The sequence below is a fragment of the Kitasatospora sp. NPDC056181 genome (genome assembly GCF_042266225.1).
Taxonomy (GTDB): domain Bacteria; phylum Actinomycetota; class Actinomycetes; order Streptomycetales; family Streptomycetaceae; genus Kitasatospora.
The window spans coordinates 25,316-42,551 of sequence record NZ_JBHJUK010000072.1; the positions used below are offsets into that span (position 1 = coordinate 25,316).

The 17,236-nt window shown below is 71.8% G+C and carries 14 protein-coding genes, 1 other RNA gene and 1 pseudogene; 2 read left to right on the plus strand and 14 right to left on the minus strand.

Features of this window, described 5'->3' with window-relative positions:
* Positions 1-179: 179 nt before the first annotated feature.
* The 3 genes from ACFC1F_RS25125 to ACFC1F_RS25135 all read right to left on the minus strand — a co-directional run bounded on the left by ACFC1F_RS25125 (position 180) and on the right by ACFC1F_RS25135 (position 2,805).
* A complete protein-coding gene (locus ACFC1F_RS25125; protein ID WP_376161477.1) occupies positions 180-1,790 on the minus strand; it encodes a beta-N-acetylhexosaminidase in 1,611 nt (536 codons plus the stop codon).
* An 85-nt stretch (positions 1,791-1,875) separates the two neighbouring features.
* Positions 1,876-2,157, minus strand: coding sequence for a DUF3039 domain-containing protein (locus tag ACFC1F_RS25130; RefSeq protein ID WP_174315682.1), 282 nt, complete (start codon positions 2,155-2,157; stop codon positions 1,876-1,878).
* Between the two features lie 63 nt (positions 2,158-2,220).
* Entirely contained in the window at positions 2,221-2,805 is a 585-nt protein-coding gene (locus ACFC1F_RS25135) for a YqgE/AlgH family protein (protein WP_148644614.1), read from the minus strand.
* 312 nt (positions 2,806-3,117) lie between these two features.
* On the opposite strand from ACFC1F_RS25135, the gene murA reads away from it, so the two are divergent.
* A complete protein-coding gene (gene murA, locus ACFC1F_RS25140) occupies positions 3,118-4,458 on the plus strand; it encodes a UDP-N-acetylglucosamine 1-carboxyvinyltransferase (protein ID WP_209416087.1) in 1,341 nt (446 codons plus the stop codon).
* Positions 4,459-4,531: 73 nt separating this feature from the next.
* Here murA and ACFC1F_RS25145 read toward each other — a convergent pair whose 3' ends face one another.
* From ACFC1F_RS25145 to ftsE, 8 genes are all read right to left on the minus strand, one after another.
* Positions 4,532-4,813: an HU family DNA-binding protein gene (locus ACFC1F_RS25145; RefSeq protein WP_030059737.1), complete on the minus strand. Its 282-nt coding sequence runs from the start codon at positions 4,811-4,813 to the stop codon at positions 4,532-4,534.
* Positions 4,814-5,323: 510 nt separating this feature from the next.
* Positions 5,324-6,796, minus strand: coding sequence for an NAD-dependent malic enzyme (locus ACFC1F_RS25150; protein ID WP_209416086.1), 1,473 nt, complete (start codon positions 6,794-6,796; stop codon positions 5,324-5,326).
* Positions 6,797-7,152: 356 nt separating this feature from the next.
* Positions 7,153-9,456 (minus strand): UvrD-helicase domain-containing protein, encoded by a 2,304-nt coding sequence (locus ACFC1F_RS25155; protein ID WP_209416085.1) that lies wholly within the window; start codon positions 9,454-9,456, stop codon positions 7,153-7,155.
* A gap of 150 nt (positions 9,457-9,606) precedes the next feature.
* Positions 9,607-9,988, minus strand: a transfer-messenger RNA (tmRNA) gene (ssrA, locus tag ACFC1F_RS25160).
* Between the two features lie 107 nt (positions 9,989-10,095).
* On the minus strand, positions 10,096-10,572 hold the full coding sequence (smpB, locus tag ACFC1F_RS25165; protein WP_209416084.1) for an SsrA-binding protein SmpB: 477 nt from the start codon (positions 10,570-10,572) through the stop codon (positions 10,096-10,098).
* 93 nt (positions 10,573-10,665) lie between these two features.
* The gene (locus tag ACFC1F_RS25170) at positions 10,666-11,811 is read right to left on the minus strand and encodes a S41 family peptidase (RefSeq protein ID WP_376161480.1); all 1,146 of its coding nucleotides are present in this window, start codon (positions 11,809-11,811) and stop codon (positions 10,666-10,668) included.
* Between the two features lie 141 nt (positions 11,812-11,952).
* The gene (gene ftsX / locus ACFC1F_RS25175; RefSeq protein ID WP_148644608.1) at positions 11,953-12,864 is read right to left on the minus strand and encodes a permease-like cell division protein FtsX; all 912 of its coding nucleotides are present in this window, start codon (positions 12,862-12,864) and stop codon (positions 11,953-11,955) included.
* A 72-nt stretch (positions 12,865-12,936) separates the two neighbouring features.
* The gene (gene ftsE / locus ACFC1F_RS25180) at positions 12,937-13,626 is read right to left on the minus strand and encodes a cell division ATP-binding protein FtsE (RefSeq protein ID WP_148644607.1); all 690 of its coding nucleotides are present in this window, start codon (positions 13,624-13,626) and stop codon (positions 12,937-12,939) included.
* Between the two features lie 349 nt (positions 13,627-13,975).
* On the opposite strand from ftsE, the gene ACFC1F_RS25185 reads away from it, so the two are divergent.
* Positions 13,976-14,170, plus strand: coding sequence for a hypothetical protein (locus ACFC1F_RS25185; protein ID WP_148644606.1), 195 nt, complete (start codon positions 13,976-13,978; stop codon positions 14,168-14,170).
* A gap of 92 nt (positions 14,171-14,262) precedes the next feature.
* Here ACFC1F_RS25185 and prfB read toward each other — a convergent pair whose 3' ends face one another.
* The 3 genes and pseudogenes from prfB to ACFC1F_RS25200 all read right to left on the minus strand — a co-directional run.
* Positions 14,263-15,375, minus strand: a complete 1,113-nt coding sequence (gene prfB / locus ACFC1F_RS25190) for a peptide chain release factor 2 (RefSeq protein WP_209416082.1) — start codon at positions 15,373-15,375, stop codon at positions 14,263-14,265.
* Between the two features lie 79 nt (positions 15,376-15,454).
* Entirely contained in the window at positions 15,455-16,711 is a 1,257-nt protein-coding gene (locus ACFC1F_RS25195) for a serine/threonine-protein kinase (protein ID WP_209416081.1), read from the minus strand.
* Positions 16,712-16,928: 217 nt separating this feature from the next.
* Positions 16,929-17,236 (minus strand): annotated as a pseudogene (locus ACFC1F_RS25200) (serine/threonine protein kinase); the annotation flags it as partial.

Genomic DNA, 17,236 nt, shown 5'->3' on the forward strand with positions numbered 1-17,236 from the left:
GCAACTCTGGCACACAATGCTCGATGATCATTTCGGGGCGGGCGAACGGAACTGCCCGATTGGGACGGATACCGGGCGGTATCTGCTCCGGCCCGGACCGGGCCGAAGCAGATGTTCATCTGTTCTTGACGTCGGATGACCACTCAGAAGTTCCCGATCGCCTCGGGGACCCTCGTCCGTCAGACGGCCGGCGGCGGTCCGTCGAGCGGGCGGCCGAGCACGCCGGGCCGGCGCTGCCAGGGGTGCGGCCCGGCGGCCGGCCGGTACTCGACGCCGAGCGCGTCCAGCACGGCCCGGTGGGCCTCCATCCGGCGCTCGAAGCCGGCGTAGTCGCGCGCGGCCGGGTCGGCGGGCAGTGCGGACCAGGCGACCTCGGCGAAGGCCGCGAGCCGGGGGAAGGCCCGGTAGTCGACGTCCCGGGCGCTGTCCATGAACTCGGTCCACAGGTTGGCCTGGGTGCCGATCACCCGGCGGGCCGCGGCCCCGTCCAGCTGCGCCGGCACCGGCTCGAACCGGTAGACGTCCTCCAGGGTGCGGACGAAGCCGACCGGGACCGGCTCGTCCTGGCCCGGCGCCTGCCGGTGGTCCAGGTAGACGTGCTGCTCGGGGCACATCACCACGTCGTGACCGGCCTGCGCGGCGGCGATCCCGCCGCCGTAGCCGCGCCAGGAGGAGACGGCCGCACCGGGGGCCAGGCCGCCCTCCAGGATCTCGTCCCAGCCGATCAGTCGGCGCCCGCGCCCGGCCAGCCAGCGGTCGAAGTGCCGGATCACGTGGCTCTGCAGCTCGTCCTCGTTGGCCAGGCCCAGTTCCCGGATCCGCGCCTGGGCGGCCGGGCTGTCCTTCCACTGCTCCTTGGGGCACTCGTCGCCGCCGAGGTGGATGAACTCGGACGGAAAGAGCTCCAGCACCTCCTCCAGCACGCCCTCGAAGAAGCGGAGGGTGGCCTCGGAGGGGTTGAGCACGTGGTGACTGACGCCCCAGTCGGTCCAGACGCCCAGCGCCGCGGTGTCCACCACGTCGGTGTTGCCCAGCTCCGGGTAGGCGGCGATGGCGGCCTGCGAGTGGCCCGGCAGGTCGATCTCCGGGACGACGGTGACCGCCCGCTCGGCGGCGTACGCGACGATCTCGCGCACGTCGTCCTGGGTGTAGAAGCCGCCGTGCGGGCGGTCGTCACGCCGCCCGCCGGCCCGGTAGCCGACCATCGAGCGCTCGCGCCAGGAGGCCTGCTCCGCCAGCCTCGGGTAGCGCTTGATCTCCAGCCGCCAGCCCTGGTCGTCGGTCAGGTGCAGGTGCAGCACGTTGAGCTTGTGCGCGGAGAGCTGGTCGACGAAGCGCAGGACGTCGGCCTTGGGGAGGAAGTGCCGGGCGACGTCCAGCAGCGCGCCGCGCCAGGCGAAGCGGGGGGCGTCCTCGATGTCGGTGCCCGGCAGCACCCAGCCGCCGCCCCGCAGCGGGGCCCGGCGGTAGGCGTCCGGGCCGAGCAGCCGGCGCAGCGTCTGCGCGCCCCAGAGCGCGCCGGCGGGGCCTCCGGCGGTGATCACGGCGTGGCCGGGGCGTACCGAGAGCCGGTACGCCTCGCCGGCCAGCGTCTCGTCGTGCACCAGTTCGACGCCCTCGCCGGGCCGCCCGGGGGCGAGCGGCAGTCCGGTCGCCGCGGTCAGCGAGGTCCGCAGCCACCGCTCGGCACCGGCCAGCGCGGGCGGGGCGGTGAGGGCGGTGCCGCGGTCGAGGGGGAAGTCCTGGTCCTGGAGGCGGACGGAGCTCAAGGGGGCGGGGATGAGGTCCATCCCGCCATCCTGCCCCCGCCCGGCTCAATTGGCATAGACCACTTCGCGAAATGGTCCACTGTGCAAAACGGCCGGGGCCGGCGGGCTACTTGTCGTCGCCGCCCTTGCCGTCCTGGGGCTTGCCGATGCCGTCGTAGATCTCCTTGCACATCGGACAGACCGGGTACTTCTTCGGGTCGCGCCCGGGCACCCAGACCTTGCCGCAGAGCGCCACCACGGGGGATCCGGAGAGCGCGCTCTCCATGATCTTGTCCTTCTGGACGTAGTGCGCGAAGCGCTCGTGGTCGCCGTCCCCGTTGGACACCTGCGGGACGGGCTCGACCAGGGTGCCGGTGCCGAGGCCGCGCTCGGGCTCAAGAGTGCTCATGAGTGCCAAGTCTATGGGGGCCCCGGGAAAGCGGGCCAGTGTCGCGCCCGGGACGGTCGCACGTCAGTTCAACGTGGGGTCGTCCGGGTACGTCGCGAGCAGTGCCAGCGGGCCGCGCTGGCGGCGCAGCACCGCACGCCAGAGCCGCTCAGGCTCGGGGCTGGAGATGTCGCCCGGTTCGCAGTCCACCAGGTACCAGGCGCCGGAGTCGACCTCCGCCTCCAGCTGCCCCGGCGACCAGCCCGCGTACCCGGCGAAGATCCGCAGCCCGCCCAGCTCCCCGGCCAGCACCTCGGGCGGCGCCTCCAGGTCCACCAGGCCGATCGCGCCGTGCACCCGCCGCCAGCCGAGCGGTTCGACGGTGCCCGGCTCCCCCGGCGCCACCGCCAGGCCGAGCGCCGAGTCCAGGGCGACCGGTCCGCCCTGGAACACCACGGCCGGCGGACCGACCAGGCCGCCCCAGCCGTCCAGCACACTGCCGACCTTGACCGGCGTCGGTCTGTTCAGGACGACGCCGAGCGCCCCCTCGGCGTCGTGGTCGAGGAGGAGCACCACCGCCCGCGCGAAGTTCGGGTCGGTGAGCACGGGGGTCGCGACGAGCAAACGGCCGGTGTGGGACCGGCCTCCGTGCGAATGGGCCGCCGTCATGCCTCACATGATCCCGCAGAACCCCCGGGGGCGGACACCGCAACACGGAGACCGTCCGCCCGGCCGCCGCCGCGCCGCGCGAACACCCGTACGGACGCACCGGCGGGCGCGACACCACCCCGAGAGAGCACCATCACGGGAGAGGCTCACGGGAACCACCGATACGCCCACTACCATCTACTGATGGTGGACGCCCTTATACGGTGCCGACTCGGTCACGCCGGGGGCCCGAACGCGCCCGTACGACCGGTCCACCGCCGGCTCCCGACCGGAGCCCCACCCACTCCTCTGGCACCCCGGATTGCGAGAACGATGACCGACGACGTCCTGCTGGTTCACGGCGGAAACCCGCTCGAAGGCGAGATCCGCGTCCGTGGTGCGAAGAACCTGGTCCCCAAGGCCATGGTCGCCGCCCTGCTCGGGCAGGGACCCAGCAGACTGCGCAACGTCCCGGACATCCGCGACGTCAAGGTGGTCCGCGGCCTGCTCCAGCTGCACGGCGTGACGGTGCGCACCGGTGACGAGGAGGGCGAGCTGATCCTCGACCCCTCCCACGTGGAGAGCGCCAACGTCGCCGACATCGACGCGCACGCCGGGTCCTCGCGGATCCCGATCCTGTTCTGCGGCCCGCTGCTGCACCGCCTCGGCCACGCCTTCATCCCGGGCCTCGGCGGCTGCGACATCGGCGGCCGCCCGGTCGACTTCCACTTCGAGGTGCTCCGCCAGTTCGGCGCCACCATCGAGAAGCACCCGCAGGGCACCTACCTGGTCGCCCCGCAGCGGCTGCGCGGCACCAAGATCGAGCTGCCCTACCCGTCGGTCGGCGCCACCGAGCAGGTCCTGCTCACCGCCGTCCTCTGCGAGGGCGTCACCGAGCTGCGCAACGCGGCCGTCGAGCCGGAGATCGTCGACCTGATCTGCATCCTGCAGAAGATGGGCGCGATCATCACCATGGGCACCGACCGGACCATCCTGATCACCGGTGTCGACGAGCTCTCCGGCTACAACCACCGCGCGCTGCCGGACCGCCTGGAGTCCGCCTCCTGGGCCTGCGCGGCACTGGCCACCAAGGGCGACATCTACGTCCGCGGCGCCCGCCAGCTGGAGATGATGACCTTCCTCAACACCTTCCGGAAGGTCGGCGGCGCCTTCGAGGTGGACGACGAGGGCATCCGGTTCTGGCACCCGGGCGGCGAGCTCAAGGCGATCGCCCTGGAGACCGACGTGCACCCGGGCTTCCAGACCGACTGGCAGCAGCCGCTGGTGGTCGCGCTGACCCAGGCCACCGGCCTGTCCATCGTGCACGAGACGGTGTACGAGTCGCGGCTCGGCTTCACCGGCGCGCTGAACCAGATGGGCGCCCACATCCAGCTCTACCGCGAGTGCCTGGGCGCCACCCCGTGCCGCTTCGGCGCCCGCAACTTCCTGCACTCCGCGGTCGTCTCCGGCCCGTCCAAGCTGATCGGCTCCGAGCTGGTCATCCCGGACCTGCGCGGCGGCTTCTCGTACCTGATCGCGGCGCTGGCGGCCGAGGGCACCTCGACCGTGCACGGCATCGACCTGATCAACCGCGGCTACGAGAACTTCATGGAGAAGCTGCGCGACCTCGGCGCCCACGTCGAGCTGCCCAGCGAGCAGCTGGTCACCGCCTGACCGGCGGCCCCACCGACGGCGAGAGGCCGGGCTCCCCGAAGGGAACCCGGCCTCTCGGCGTTCAAGGGGTTGCTCAGGCGCCCTTGGCGGCTTCCTTGAGCTTGGAGCCCGCGCTCACCTTGGCGCTGTAGCCGGCCGCGATCTGGATCGGCTCGCCGGTCTGCGGGTTGCGGGCGGTGCGGGCAGCGCGGTGGGTGCGCTCGAAGGTCAGGAAACCGGGGATGGTGACCTTCTCGTCGCCCTTGGCGACGACCTCGCCGACGATCTCGGCGAAGGCGGCCAGAACGGCGTCGGCGTCCTTGCGGGTCACCTCGGCGCGCTCGGACAGCGCGGCCACCAGCTCACTGCGGTTCATGTGTACTCCTGTGGTCTGTTCGCTTGCGGTGTGCGGGGGCCCATCGGTGCTCCCTCCGGGGGGCACCCGGATAGGCCGCAGGTCCGCACACTGTGCTCATTCAGGCAATGCGTGGTCGCAGGCCGGGTTCGTACCCCGTGCCGCGGCGCCGGTGCCGTCGAAGGCCCGCCTGCCTGCCCGGATACGAATCCTGCCCCGTCCGGCCCCGAGAAAGCCAATCGGGCCCCGGCCGAGCCACCCGAACAACGCCCGCCCGCCGGAGGTGTGATGCTCCGTCGGCTCCGGCGGACCGGGCGCGGGCGGCGGTCGGGACGACACGCCGGAAGACCAGGGGGACGTTCCGTACTTGTCGGACACGCCTGCCCCGTGCAGGGCTACCGTACGCCCTAGGCACGACAAGCCCAAACACGCCCCTCGCCCTTGTGTCGCAAGGGTTCGGGGCGGGCTTGGGTGGGTAAGCGCGCTATTCGGTCATTTGACCGATCCGCGACACGCGCCGCGGGGCCGCCGTCAGAGCTTGACGGAGGGGAAGGAGGAGGTGTCGAGGGTGCCGACGATGCCCGGGGTCGGACGGGACGGTTCGCGCTCCTCCTGCACGCCGGCCAGCGCGGCGTCACGGACGGCGGCGGCCACCGTCTTCGCGACGTCCTTGTGGAAGACGCTCGGGATGATGTAGTTGGCGTTCAGCTCGTCGTCGGCGACGGTGGTGGCCAGCGCCCGGGCGGCGGCGATCATCATCTCGGTGTTGACCGTCCGGCTCTGGGCGTCCAGCAGGCCGCGGAAGACGCCCGGGAAGACCAGCACGTTGTTGATCTGGTTCGGGAAGTCGCTGCGGCCGGTGGCGACCACGGCGGCGGTCTGCCGGGCGATCGCCGGGTCGACCTCCGGGTCCGGGTTGGCCAGCGCGAAGACGATCGCGTCCGGCGCCATGGTGGCCAGGTCGTCGCCGTCCAGCACGTTCGGGGCGGAGACGCCGATGAAGACGTCGGCGCCCGCCACGGCCTCCTTGAGGCTGCCGGTGCGGCCCGAGCGGTTGGTGTGCTCGGCGATCCAGCGCAGCGAGTCGTTGAGGTCCTCACGGCCCTGGTGGACCACGCCCCGCACGTCCGCGACGGTGGCGTGCTCGACGCCGGCCGCCAGCAGCAGCTTGAGGATCGCGGTACCGGCGGCGCCGGCGCCCGACATCACCACGCGGATCTCGGAGATGTCCTTGCCGACCACCTTGAGCGCGTTGGTGAGCGCGGCCAGCACCACGATCGCGGTGCCGTGCTGGTCGTCGTGGAAGACCGGGATGTCCAGGGCCTCGCGCAGCCGGGCCTCGATCTCGAAGCAGCGCGGCGCGGAGATGTCCTCCAGGTTGATGCCGGCGAAGCCGGGGGCGATCGCCTTGACGATGGCCACGATCTCGTCGGTGTCCTGGGTGTCCAGGCAGATCGGCCAGGCGTCGATGCCGGCGAAGCGCTTGAACAGGGCCGCCTTGCCCTCCATCACCGGCAGCGCGGCGGCCGGGCCGATGTTGCCCAGGCCCAGCACCGCCGAACCGTCGGTGACCACGGCGACGCTGTTGCGCTTGATGGTGAGGCGGCGGGCGTCCTCGGGGTTCTCGGCGATCGCCATGCAGACCCGGGCGACACCCGGGGTGTAGATCATGCTGAGGTCGTCACGGTTGCGGATCGGCAGCTTCGAGGACATCTCGATCTTGCCGCCGAGGTGCATCAGGAAGGTACGGTCGGAGACCTTGCCGATCGACACGCCGTCGATCGTGCGCAGCTTCTCGACGATCTCCTCGCCGTGGGCGACCGAGGACGCGGCCACGGTCACGTCGATCCGCAGCGCCTCCAGGCCGGAGGCGGTGACGTCCAGGCCGGTGACCGAACCGCCGGAGGACTCGACGGCCGTGGTGATCGCACTGACGGCATTGCCCCTGGCCGGGACCTCCAGCCGCACCGTGATCGAGTTGGAGACACTGGGCACCGTCGCCATCGACGTTCCTTCTTCCGTCCTCAGTTGCTTCAACAGATTGTTGAAGGCTTCGCCTGCGCATGCTAGACCTCGATCGTCGCACCTACCAGGCTGTAGCCAGAAATAACGTTCATTGAGTGTGCGAAGTCGACAACTTCTTGCCTCAGCGGGCCGATGCGTTACATTGGACGGGACACCGGCTCGATCCAAGCCCCCGGGCCCAACCTTCGTCCCTTCGAGGGACCACTTGCCGCGAGGCGAGCATGGCGGGTCGGTGTCATTAACGTCTGAAGGCCCCTCACCGTCGGTGAGGGGCCTTCTTCGTGCCCTGGGAGGGGCCTTCTTCGTGCCGCCCGCCCTGACGGGCGGTCAGCAGGTCAGCCGTCCAGCAGGGCCGGCACGCCGTCCGCGTCCGGCAGGTCGTCCGGACCGGAGAGCACGGTCAGCCGCTGGGTCGCCCGGGTCAGCGCCACGTAGAGCACCCGCAGGCCCGCCTCCGACTCGCCGGCGATCCCGGTCGGGTCGGCCACCACGGTCGCGTCGTACTCCAGGCCCTTGGCCTCCAGACTGCCCAGCGCCACCGCCCGCTCGCCCAGGCCGTCGATCCAGCCGGCCGCCTCGGCCCGGCGATCCATCGGCACGACGACCGCCACGGTGCCGTCCACCTCCCCCAGCAGCCGCTCCAGCTCCGCCCGGGCCGCCGCGCCGAAGGCCTCCGGCGACGGGTCCGTGACGGCCGCGAAGCGCGGCTCCACGCCGACCCTGCGCACCGCGCTCGGCGACGGCGTGCCCGGCGCTGCCAGCGCCAGCACCTTGGCCGCCACCTCGGCGATCTCGGCCGGGTTCCGGTAGTTCACGGTCAGCGTGTAGCGACGGCGCGGCTTGCCGGACAGCACCTCGTCCAGCGCCGCCTGCGCCTCGCCGGGGAACGGCCAGGAGGACTGCGCCGGGTCGCCGACGATCGTCCAGGTGGCCATCCGGGCGCGGCGGCCGATCATCCGCCACTGCATCGGGGTCAGGTCCTGCGCCTCGTCCACGATGATGTGCGCGTACTCGGTGCGCTCCACCGGCACCCTCTCGCGCTGCCTGGAGTTGCGGTCCGCGAACGTGGTGACCTCGTCCAGGCCGCTCAGCAGGTCCACCGCGTCCACCTCGCGGACCTTCGGGCGGACCGGCTCGCCGAGCAGCACCTGGAGCTCGTCCACCAGCGCCACGTCGTGCGCCGACAGCTCGCCCTCGCCGCGCTCGGACAGGTGCCGCCACGAGCCGGCCAGCAGCCGGGCCTCCTCCGGGGTCACGGCGCGGCGGGCGATCCGGTTGGTGTGCCGGGTCTGCTTCAGCGTGCCGAGCACCCGGCGCGGGGTCACCGCGGGCCACCAGGCGTCCAGGAAGTCCAGGAACGCCGCCTCGTCCGAGACGTAGTCGTCGAAGGCCTCCTTCTCCTCCTGGCGCTGCTCACGGGCGTAGTGGTCGGACGGCTTCGGCAGGTGCCGGGTCGCCTCCTGCCAGAGCGCGTCCAGCAGCAGCCGGCGGGCGCGCGGGCGGAGCAGGTTCAGCGGGGTGCCGCCGGAGCCCACCACGTTGCCGCGCACGGCCTTGAGCCGGCCGGCGTCCAGCCGCAGCACCTCGCCGCGGGCGACCACCTTCAGCTCCTGCGGCGCGCCGAGCTCCAGCGCCGCCCTGGCGGCCCGGCGCAGCAGCTGCACCATCCGGGCCGAACCCTTGACCCGGGCGGCCTCCGGGGTGTCGTAGACGCCCGCCTCGATGCCGTCGACCAGGGAGCCGACCGCGCGGATGGCGACCTGGCCCTCCTCGCCGAGCGAGGGCAGCACGCCCTCGGTGTAGGAGACCAGCAGCGGGGTCGGGGAGACCACCAGGATGCCCCCGGCGTAGCGGCGGCGGTCCTGGTAGAGCAGGAAGGCGGCGCGGTGCAGGGCGACGGCCGTCTTGCCGGTGCCGGGGCCGCCGGTGACCAGGGTGGCCCCGGCCGCGGCGGCGCGGATCACCTCGTCCTGCTCCTTCTGGATGGACGAGACGATGTCGCGCATCGAGTGGCTGCGGGCGCGGCCGAGGGAGGCCATCAGCGCACCGTCGCCGACCACCGCCAGCTCGCGGCCGTCCAGGGTGGGGGTGAGGTCGGGGCGGAGCAGGTCGTCCTCGACGCCGACCACCTTGCGGCCCTTGGAGCGGATCACCCGGCGGCGGATGACCCGGCCGGGCTCCAGCGGGGTGGACCGGTAGAACGGCGCGGCGGCCGGCGCCCGCCAGTCGATCACCAGCGGGCCGTACTCGGCGTCCAGCACACCGAGCCGGCCGATGTGGAGGGTCTCGGCGACGGCGGGGTCGGCCGGGTCGAGCGGGGTGTTCGAGGGGATGCCGTGCTCCTCCGGAGCGTCGGCCTGCTGGAGGTCGATCCGGCCGAAGAGGAAGTCCTCGAACTCGTTGTTGAGCCGCTGGAGGTGCGCGCCCGCCCGGTAGACCTGGGCGTCGCGCTCGGCGAGCGCGCCGGGGGTGCCGACCTGGACGCGCTTGGCGGCGTCCTCCAGGATGTACTCGGCCTCGGCGAGCTTCTCCTCCAGGCGGTGGTAGACCGTGTCCAGGTGGTGCTGCTCCCCGGCGATCTCGCGCTCGCGGACGGTCTCGGAGTCGGTGGCGGCGGTGGTGTCCGTATTGCTCTGCATGGCCTCGGTGGTAGCGGCGGGAGTCCGGCTCTGGGAAACGAGCGGACGGAAGATCCTACGCCCCGCCGCTCCGTTGCGCCGCACCGGGAGGGAAATCGCGAAGGCCGCCCTCCGCTGAGCGGTGGGCGGCCTTCGCTGTGCAACATGGGGTTGTGGAGATGCCGGGAATCGAACCCGGGTCCAGTGGAGTGGATTCAGGACTTCTCCGAGCGCAGTCCGCTGTGAGTTTCTCGGCCCTGGCAGTCACGCGGACAAGCCGCCAACAGGCCCAGCTGCTGTTTGATTTCCCATCCGCCCTCGCAGCCCGGGCGGACGGTTGAGTTCCCTAGATTATGCCAGGGTCCGGGTCGGGAACTCCCCGGTCTGACACCCAAGCACTCTTAGCTGTTATTAGGCAGCGAGAGCGAACTGCTGGGAATCGCGCTTAGAGTTGGCGATTATTTTTTTGCGACAGATGGTTAACGAGATCATTGCCGCGTTCCTCGGCTCGCTTCTCCTGTTTCGACGTCCCCTGTCGAAACCGATCATCCCCATGTTTTTTTGAGAAACAGCTCGGACGTTGCCGTCCGTGTTGCTGGCGCCATAGTACGCGAGGCGACCAGCGAGGGTCCAGCGGATTAACGCCGGCGTCGCCGGGTGTCAGCTCTGACGCCGGCGCGCCGCCGCCACCGCACGGGCCGTCTCGCGGGTGTCCTGCTTCTCCCGCAGCGTCTGACGCTTGTCGTACAGCTTCTTGCCGACGGCGAGCGCGAGTTCGAGCTTCACCCGGCCGTCCTTGAAGTACAGCGAGAGCGGGATCAGGGTGTGGCCGGCGTCCCGGACCTTGGCCTCGATCTTGTGGATCTCGATCCGGTGCAGCAGCAGCTTGCGCTTGCGCCGCGCGGCGTGGTTGGTCCACGTCCCCTGGGTGTACTCGGGGATGAAGACGTTGTCGATCCACGCCTCGTGGTTCTGGATGTAGGCGTACCCGTCGACCAGGTTGGCCCGCCCTTCGCGCAGTGACTTGACCTCGGTGCCGGTGAGCACGAGACCGCACTCGTAGGTGTCGAGGATGGTGTACTCGTGTCGCGCCTTCTTGTTCTGCGCGATCAGCTTCTGTCCGGTTTCCTTTGCCATAGCGCGGCCATTCTCGCACCTCGGCCCGGTGCGGAGCAGCCCCTTTACCCGCGCGTCAGGCCCTCGCGCGTGCACGCGCCGGGCCCGGGTGCGTCAGGTCCGCGTCCCCAGGCCCGCCAGGACCCGCAGGGCCAGCTCGCCGGCGTCCTCGGAGCCGGACGCGGGCACGTCGGGGGTCAGGCCGGTGCCCTCCGGGGAGCGGCCCGCCGGGGTGTAGTAGCGGCCGACGGTCAGCTCCAGCACCGCGCCGTCGGCGAGCCGGCTGGGCTGCTGGACGGTGCCCTTGCCGAAGGTCCGGCCGCCCACCACGACGGCCCGGCTGCGGTCCTGGAGCGCGCCGGTGAGCAGTTCGGCGGCGCTCATGGTGCCGCCGTCCACCAGCACCACCAGCGGCGAGCGCTGGTCGCCGCCGGGCGGGGCGGTCAGCTCGCGGGTCCCGCCGCGTTCCTGGTACGAGCCGACCGGGCCGCCGTCCAGGAAGACCCCGGCGGTACCGGCGGCCTCGTCGACCAGCCCGCCGGAGTTGCCGCGCAGGTCCAGCACCACCCCGGTGTGCGGGCCGCGCACTGCGGCGCGCACCTGCTCGGCCACGCCGCTGGTGAAGGCCCGCACGGTGATCCGCAGGACCCCCTTGTCCAGGTGCTCGACCGCGACCTGCTGACTGTCCAGCAGGGCCCGGCGCAGCTGGACCTCGCGGATGCCGCCGTCCCCGCGCTGGACGGCGAGGGTGACCTCGGAGCCGATCCGCCGCTCCCCCTCGCGCCCGCGCAGCCGGGCGACGACCTCGGTCACGGGCAGGTGGTCGGCCTGGTCCGGACCGACCCGCAGCAGCCGGTCGCCGGCGGCGATCCCGGCCTCCGCGGCCGGCCCGGCGGGCTGCACCTGCGAGACCTCGGTGACGCCGTCCTGCCCGCGGCCGACCGAGAGGCCCACGCCCAGGTAGCGGCCGTCCAGGCCCTGGCTGAACTCGGCGTACTCCTGGGCGCTGTAGTAGGCGCCCCAGCGGTCGCCGTTGGCACCGATCAGGTGCTCGGCCTGCTGCTCGGAGAGCGCCGCCCCGGCCGGGTCCTGGCCGGCCGCGACGCCGGCCGCGGCGGCCGGGGCCGCGTCCGCGGACGGGCGGTGAGGTGGCGCGCTCGGGTCGCCCCAGGCTCCGGTCGCGGCGCCGGCCAGCAGCACGGCGCCGAACACCAGGCTGAGGGTGGCCGCCTGGCGTGCCCTGCGCGGAGTTTGCAGCATGGCATCGGAGTGTAGGCGCAGCACGTGACGCGGCGGGCCGGAACGGCTGACGGCGGAACGCCGACGGCCCCGGACGGCGCAGTGCCGTCCGGGGCCGCGGGGGCTCCGGAGCCGGTCCGGAGCCGGGGCTCCGGGGTTGTGCTAGACCTTCAGGTACTTCCTGAGGGTGAAGAACGCCGCGATGCCGGCCATGCCCATACCGACCACCACCAGCAGCGGTATCACCGCCAGCACCGAGCTGAGCCCGATGAAGTGGATGAACTGGACCCGGTCGGCCAGCCAGCCCTGGACGAAGAAGTGCCCGCCGAGGAGGAGTCCGGACGCCATCACCGCACCGAGCAGCGCGGCGAACGCGGCCTCGGCGATGAACGGCATCTGGACGTAGAAGTTCGAGGCACCGACCAGGCGCATGATGCCGGTCTCGCGCCGCCTGCTGTACGCCGACACCCGGACGGTGTTGACGATCAGCAGCAGGGCGACGAACAGCATCAGCACCATGATCACGAACGCCGCGGTCTGGAGGCCGTTCAGCAGGCCGAACAGGTTCTCCAGGATCTTCCGCTGGTCCTCGACCGACTTGACGCCGGGCTTGCCGGCGAAGGCGCTCTGGATGACGTCGTACTTGGTCGGGTCCTTGAGCTTCACCCGCCAGGACTGCGGGATGGCGTCCGGGCCGAGGACGGAGATGAGCGGGTTGTCCGGGTTCATCTCCTTCCAGTGCTTGTACGCCTCGGTGGAGTTCTCGAAGGTCGAGGACTGGACCACCGAGTCCATCTTGTCCAGCTGGGACTTGATGTCGGCGATCTGCGGGTCGGTGGCCGCGCCGTTCTGGCACTGCGGCGAGTTGCGGGCGTCCGACTTCGTGCAGAAGTAGATGCTCACCTCGACCTTGTCGTACCAGTACCCCTTCATGGAGTTGACCTGGTCACGGACCAGGAGCGAGGCACCGGCGAGGGCGAGGGAGAGCGCGACGCTGACGACGACCGCGATGGTCATCGTCAGGTTGCGGCGGAGACCCACACCGATCTCCGACAGGACGAACTGGGCGCGCATGCGTGTAACAACTCCAGGGTCGGTACTGGTCGGGCGGAACGGGCCGGCGGCCCACGGGTCAGCGCAGGAGGATCAGTGCTGGTACCCGTAGACGCCGCGGGCCTGGTCGCGGACCAGCAGCCCCTTGTCGAGCTCGATGACGCGCTTGCGCATCTGGTCGACGATGGCCTGGTCGTGAGTGGCCATCAGCACCGTCGTGCCGGTGCGGTTGATCCGGTCGAGCAGCTTCATGATGCCGACCGAGTTCTGCGGGTCGAGGTTGCCGGTGGGCTCGTCCGCGATCAGCAGCATCGGGCGGTTCACGAACGCCCGGGCGATCGCGACGCGCTGCTGCTCACCACCGGACAGCTCGCCCGGCATGCGGTCCTCCTTGCCGCCGAGGCCGACCAGGTCCAGCACCTCGGGCACCACCTTGTTGATGGCGCTCTTGGGCTTGCCGATCACCTCGAGGGCGAAGGCGACGTTCTGCGCGACCGTCTTGTTGGGGAGCAGGCGGAAGTCCTGGAAGACGGTGCCCAGCTGGCGGCGCATGTGCGGCACCTTCCAGTTGGACAGCTTGCCCAGGTCCTTGCCCAGCACGTGCACCTCGCCGGTGCTGGGGCGCTCCTCGCGCAGGCACAGGCGCAGGAAGGTGGACTTGCCCGAGCCGGACGAGCCGACCAGGAAGACGAACTCACCCTTCTCGATCTCCAGCGAGACGTTGTCCAGGGCGGGACGGTTCTGCTTGGGATAGGTCTTGGAGACGTTGTCGAATCTGATCACGGCTGCATCACGGAGGCCATCCTAGGCGGCGCCTGTCCTCGGTCGGTCCACCCCGGGCGCCCGGCCCGGGGACGGGCGGAAGGAGGGGGAAGGGCCCCTCCCGGCTTGGGACCATACGCGAAGCCGCGTCCGACTCGCAGGGTCGGGCCGTGACAGAAATTGGAACTTGGGGGAGAATGTCCGGTTATGCCCAGAAAATTGGGAGGCATCTCACAGCCCGGGGGCCGGAACGGCCAGAACCTGGCAGAGTGGAGGTGGCGGCCGGGGTTGGCCGCTCCCCCGCACAGGGCAAGAAAAGGAACCAAAGCCCCGTCCGGTGCGTTGGCTGAGGCAGCGAGGAGGAGATCGCATGACCTGCGACCATCTGGTGTGCGCCAACTGCAACGGCCGCGTGAGCGATGGCCGGTGCCCGGTGTGCCGCGCCAACCGTGCCCGGCTGCAGGAGCAGCAGGGCCCGTTCGGTGTGCTCTCCCCCGCGATGCTGCTTGCCCTTTTGGCCGGCCTGCTCGCGGTGGCGCTGATCGCCCGGCAGGCACTGGCCTGACCCCGGAAGACGTACGCGAAGGCCCCGACGGATCACCGTCGGGGCCTTCGTCGTGTCACGGCAGGCGGGTCGTGACCCGCCTGCCGTGACCACTACTGCGCGGCGGTCTCGCGCTGCTTGCGCCACCGGATGCCGGCCTCGATGAAGCCGTCGATGTCGCCGTCCAGCACGCCCTGCGGGTTGCCGACCTCGTACTCGGTGCGGACGTCCTTGACCATCTGGTACGGGTGCAGCACGTAGGAGCGCATCTGGTTGCCCCAGGAGCTGCCGCTGTCCTTGAGCGCGTCCATCGCCGCACGCTCCTCCTGGCGGCGCCGCTCCAGCAGCTTGGCCTGGAGGACGTTCATCGCCGAGGCCTTGTTCTGGATCTGCGAGCGCTCGTTCTGGCAGGAGACCACCACGCCGGTCGGGATGTGCGTGATGCGCACCGCCGAGTCGGTGGTGTTGACGCCCTGGCCGCCGGGGCCGGACGCGCGGTAGACGTCGATGCGCAGCTCCGACTCGTCGATGTCGACGTGGTCGGACTGCTCGACGACCGGGAGCACCTCGACACCGGCGAACGAGGTCTGCCGGCGGCCCTGGTTGTCGAAGGGCGAGATGCGGACCAGGCGGTGGGTGCCCTGCTCGACCGAGAGGGTGCCGTAGGCGTACGGGGCCTTGACGGTGAAGGTCGCGGACTTGATGCCGGCCTCCTCCGCGTACGAGGTGTCGTACACCTCGGTCGGGTACCCGTGCCGCTCGGCCCAGCGCAGGTACATGCGCATCAGCTGCTCGGCGAAGTCGGCGGCGTCCACGCCACCGGCCTCGGCCCGGATGTTGATCAGCGCCTCGCGGGCGTCGTACTCGCCGGAGAGGAGCGTGCGGACCTCCAGCTCCTCGACCGCCTTCATGACGGAGGCCAGCTCGTTCTCGGCCTCCACCCGGGTGTCCGCGTCGTCCTCGGCCTCGGCCAGTTCGAACAGGACGCCGAGGTCGTCGATGCGGCTGCGCAGGTTCTCGACCCGGCGCAGTTCACCCTGGAGGAAGGAGAGCCGGCTGGTCACCTTCTGCGCGTTCGCGAGGTCGTCCCACAGGTCGGGGGCGGCTGCCTCCTCCTCCAGACGCGCGATGTCGGCCCGGATCTTGTCCAGGTCGAGGACGGCCTCGATCGACCCCATGGTCGTTTCGAGGTTCTTGAGCTCTTCGGAAGGATCGACGGCTGCCACGCACCCAGGGTAATGCCCCCGGGGGGGCTCCTGGCGACACCGGGTGCATCCGGTGCTTCGACCGGGCGCCCGCGATCCCCTACGGGGCCCGCTGCGGTGCGGAGTGCACCACCGGACGGGGCGGCTTCCCGGTGTCCGGCGCGGTGGCGGCGAAGGCGGTCCAGGCGGCGGCCGCACCGGCCAGCAGCAGGACCGTGGCCAGCAGGACGGCCAGCATCCGGCGGCGGCGCAGCAGCGCCTGGCGGTCCCGCCGGTGGGCCGCGGGGACGGTGCGCTGGGCCCGGGACTCGGCCGCGTAGGAGGCCAGCTCCTGGGCCGAGGGGCGGCGCAGGCTGGTGTGCGTGTCGCGGGTGGAGTCCGGGGCGGCGCCGGGCACCAGCGGGACGGCCGGGCCGCGGCGCCGCTTGTGGGTGCCGGGGCCGGCGTCCACCTCGGCGTACACGGCCTCGCCGGGGGTCAGCAGCTCCTCGGCCGGGGCCCGGCCCTGCTGCGGGACGGCCAGCACCGGGAGCCCCGCCAGGGCGGGCAGCTGCTCGCGCAGCCGCGCGGCCAGCTCGGCGGCGCGCAGCCGGGAGGCCGGGGCCTTGGCCAGGCACTCGGAGATGATCCGCCAGAGGCCGTCCGGCAGGCCGGGGACCGGCGGCACCTGCTCGGTGACGTGGCGGCGCAGCACCGCGCCGGTGTGCCCGCCGCCGAAGGGGGTGGAGCCGGCCAGCAGCTCGTAGAGGACGGTGGCGAGGGCGTAGATGTCGACCGCGGCGCGCGGCTCCAGGCCCTCGATGATCTCCGGGGCGAGGTAGTCGGGGGTGCCGATGATCCGGGTCGCGCGGGTCCGGCGGGGGGCGTCGACCAGGCGGGCCACGCCGAAGTCGGTCAGCTTGGCGCGCGGGGCGCCACCGGGCCCGGGGGCGGCGGCGAGGTCGAGCAGGACGTTCTCGGGCTTGACGTCGCGGTGCACGATCCCGGCGGCGTGCGCGGCGGCCAGGCCGTCGGCGACGTCCGCGATGACCGATACGGCGGTCTGCGGGGCGAGGGCGCCGTCGCGCTCCAGGCGGGAGCGCAGGTCGGTGCCCTGGACCAGTTCCATCACGAGGGCGAGGTCGCTGCCGTCGACGACCATGTCGCGCACGCCGACCACCCGGGGGTGGTCGAGGCTGGTCAGCGCGGCGCGTTCCTGGACGAAGCGGCCGACCAGCACCTGGTCGGCGGCGAGGTCCTCGCGCAGCAGCTTGACCGCCACCGGGCCGTCCGGCCCCTCGCCGAGCCAGACCGTCCCGGCCGAGCCCCGGCCGATCACCTGGTGGACGGTGTAGCGGCTGCCGATCTTGCGTGCCAATGCTGCTCCGTGGGCGGCGGGAGCGCGCCGGGAGGGTCCGGAGCGCTCGGTGGGGCGGGACAACAGCGACCAACCTACGCGCCCGGACCCCCTCCGCGGGCCGCCTGAGGGGGTCCGGCGGGCACTGACGGGCGATAAATCTCGGAAATTGTCGACAAAGCGTCAATGTTGCTGTCGGGGCCCGGCGTCCGGAGTGCGCGCCGGGCCCCGCGCGCCACTACTTCGACCCGAGGACGCTGCTCACCCAGTCGCTCGCGCTGTTGAACCAGCCCTGGACGTTGTCCCAGTACTGCGGGAGCGGCGTGAAGTTCCACAGCGCCACCGCGGCCACGGCCAGCACCAGCAGGACCATCAGGCAGCCCTTCAGACAGCCGAGGCCCGGGATGTACATCCGGTTGCGGCTGCGCGGGCGCCGCTCGCGGGGCGCCGCCTCCCGTCGGGCCGGCTGCGGCGGCGCCTCCCGGCGCTGCGGGGGTTCGCGGCGCGGATCCCGGCGTCCTCCGCGAAGGGGTACGCCTTCCAGAC

Coding starts and splice junctions, on each gene's coding strand:
- ACFC1F_RS25185 (WP_148644606.1), top strand. CDS start 13,976: ATGACCTGCGACCATCTGGTGTGCGCCAACTGCAACGGCCGCGTGAGC.
- ACFC1F_RS25145 (WP_030059737.1), bottom strand. CDS start 4,813: ATGAACCGCAGTGAGCTGGTGGCCGCGCTGTCCGAGCGCGCCGAGGTG.
- ACFC1F_RS25130 (WP_174315682.1), bottom strand. CDS start 2,157: ATGAGCACTCTTGAGCCCGAGCGCGGCCTCGGCACCGGCACCCTGGTC.
- ACFC1F_RS25135 (WP_148644614.1), bottom strand. CDS start 2,805: ATGACGGCGGCCCATTCGCACGGAGGCCGGTCCCACACCGGCCGTTTG.
- murA (WP_209416087.1), top strand. CDS start 3,118: ATGACCGACGACGTCCTGCTGGTTCACGGCGGAAACCCGCTCGAAGGC.
- ACFC1F_RS25150 (WP_209416086.1), bottom strand. CDS start 6,796: ATGGCGACGGTGCCCAGTGTCTCCAACTCGATCACGGTGCGGCTGGAG.
- ACFC1F_RS25155 (WP_209416085.1), bottom strand. CDS start 9,456: ATGCAGAGCAATACGGACACCACCGCCGCCACCGACTCCGAGACCGTC.
- smpB (WP_209416084.1), bottom strand. CDS start 10,572: ATGGCAAAGGAAACCGGACAGAAGCTGATCGCGCAGAACAAGAAGGCG.
- ACFC1F_RS25125 (WP_376161477.1), bottom strand. CDS start 1,790: ATGGACCTCATCCCCGCCCCCTTGAGCTCCGTCCGCCTCCAGGACCAG.
- ACFC1F_RS25170 (WP_376161480.1), bottom strand. CDS start 11,811: ATGCTGCAAACTCCGCGCAGGGCACGCCAGGCGGCCACCCTCAGCCTG.
- ftsX (WP_148644608.1), bottom strand. CDS start 12,864: ATGCGCGCCCAGTTCGTCCTGTCGGAGATCGGTGTGGGTCTCCGCCGC.